Raw genomic sequence first — 2265 nt, 5'->3', positions numbered from 1 at the left:
TCATCTCCAAACAAGACTTTTAATTTAGCTGGAGTGTGTGGTTCATATTTATTAATAAAAAATAAAATACTTCATGATAAAATAAAAAATACATTTCTTAAAAATAAATTAGAAATAAACAGAGTGGGATATGAATTTTCAGTAGCTTGTTATGAAAATGGACATAATTGGGTAGATTCATTGAGAGAAAATATAAAAGAAAATTTAAAAATTGTAGAGCTTTTATTAGACAATGATGGAATAGAGGTAATGACTCCAGAGGCTGGATATTTAGTTTGGGTTAAATTGAATAAAGTTAATGATAGTTTGGAGTTTGTTGAAAAGCTTGCTAGAGAAAGTGGAGTATTACTAGAAAGTGGAACAAGGTTTGTTGATAGCGAAAATGGATATATACGTATAAATATAGCAACTAGTAAAACTATAATTGAAAAATCAATGAGAGAACTTAATAAATTTTATAATGAGTTTATAAAAAAATGAGCTGTAACTTAGTTATGGCTTCTTTTTTTTATGTGGATTTACTAAGTAAATTTAAAAAAATTAAAAATTATACATAAATTTTAAAAATAATGTTGACAGTGATAACTATTATCAGTAAAATATAAAACAAGTAATGAAAACTATTATCAATAATTAACTGGTTTCAGAAAGAGAGAGTAAACTAATGAAAAAAAGATACTTATTAATTGTATTGATATTATTGTCAATAACCTCCTTGTTTATAGGAGTTAACGATATAACTTTAATGGATATTGTAAGCTACAATAAAGAAAAAGTAGATATATTTTTTATAAGTAGAGTTCCTAGGCTGGTAAGTATACTTTTAGCAGGATTTGGAATGAGTATATGCGGATTAATAATGCAACAGGTAAGTCGAAATAAATTTGTTTCACCTACAACGGGTGCAACAATTGATTCAGCTCAATTAGGATTAGTATTTGCAATGCTGATTATACCAAGCACAGGTTTAGCTGGAAAGATGATAACTTCATTTATTTTTGCACTTGCAGGAACTTTTGGTTTTATGAAAATTTTAAAAAGCTTAAAGTTTAAAAATGCTGTATTTGTGCCATTAATAGGTATAATGTTTGGAAATATCATAGGCTCTGCAACTACTTTTATAGCATATAAATATAATCTTATGCAGGATATAACTGCTTGGATGCAAGGCAACTTTTCTATGATAATAAAAGGAAATTATGAAATGCTATACATAACCATACCATGTATAATAATGGCTTACATATATGCAAATAAATTTACAATAGCAGGAATGGGTGAAGACTTTGCTACTAATTTAGGTCTTAATTACAATAAAGTCGTTAACTTAGGTCTTATGATAGTTGCAATTGTAACAGTTTGCGTAGTTATAACAGCGGGAAGTATACCTTTTATAGGTTTGATAATACCCAATATAGTATCTATGTACAAAGGTGATAACTTAAAGGATAGTATATGGCATACTGGCTTATTTGGAGCAATATTTGTTTTAGTATGTGATATATTTTCAAGGACTGTCATATATCCATATGAAATTCCAATAGGGCTTACGGTTGGAGCTATTGGAAGTATAATATTCCTTTTTATGATTTTAAGGAGGGGAAATCATGCAACAGCTTAGTACTTTAGAAAAAGAGATAAATATAAAGGTAAACTTAAAAAATAAATTATACATATTAGGAGCTCTAATAGTAATTTTTTCAACATTATTTTTAGCTGTAGGAGTTAATTTTGATCATATAGATTATGCTATGAGTCAAAGGATACCTAAACTTATAGCAATTGTTATAACTGGAGGATGTATAGCTTTTTCATCAATTATATTTCAAACGATAACAAATAATAATATACTAACGCCAAGTGTACTAGGATTAGACTCACTATATGTTTTAATTCAAACAGTAATAGTATTTTTATTAGGAGTGGAAAGTTCATTTATAACTAACAAAAGTTCTAACTTTTTACTATCATCATCACTAATGATTTTAGCATCGTTTATTCTTTACAAAAAACTATTTGAAAGATCTAACAATAATGTTTTTTTCTTACTACTTGTTGGTATGATATTTGGAACTTTATTTAAAAGTATGTCTACATTTATGCAAGTAGTAATAGATCCAAATGAGTATGCTGCACTTCAAAATAGTTTATATGCTAGTTTTAGTAATGTAAATACAGAAATCTTGATGATGTCAGTAATAATGATTATAGCTATTATACCATTTATATATGATGAACTTAAAATGTTAGATGTAATATCTTTGG

At 26.9% G+C, this 2265-nt stretch carries 3 protein-coding genes; all 3 read left to right on the top strand.

From position 1 onward, the window contains the following. On the top strand, positions 1 to 480 hold a 480-nt coding region (locus ACRDDE_RS05290), incomplete at its 5' end, for an aminotransferase class I/II-fold pyridoxal phosphate-dependent enzyme (protein WP_438626039.1). 184 nt (positions 481 to 664) lie between these two features. After that, on the top strand, positions 665 to 1621 hold the full coding sequence (locus ACRDDE_RS05285) for an ABC transporter permease (RefSeq protein ID WP_438626037.1): 957 nt from the start codon (positions 665 to 667) through the stop codon (positions 1619 to 1621). After that, a partial coding sequence (locus ACRDDE_RS05280; RefSeq protein ID WP_438626036.1) for an iron chelate uptake ABC transporter family permease subunit occupies positions 1608 to 2265 on the top strand: 658 nt, incomplete at its 3' end. The genes ACRDDE_RS05285 and ACRDDE_RS05280, both read left to right, overlap by 14 nt.

The organism is Paraclostridium sp. (assembly GCF_051656405.1).
Classification (GTDB): Bacteria; Bacillota; Clostridia; order Peptostreptococcales; family Peptostreptococcaceae; genus Paraclostridium.
This window is presented reverse-complemented; position numbering and strand designations above follow the sequence as displayed.

Coding starts and splice junctions, on each gene's coding strand:
- ACRDDE_RS05285 (WP_438626037.1), top strand. CDS start 665: ATGAAAAAAAGATACTTATTAATTGTATTGATATTATTGTCAATAACC.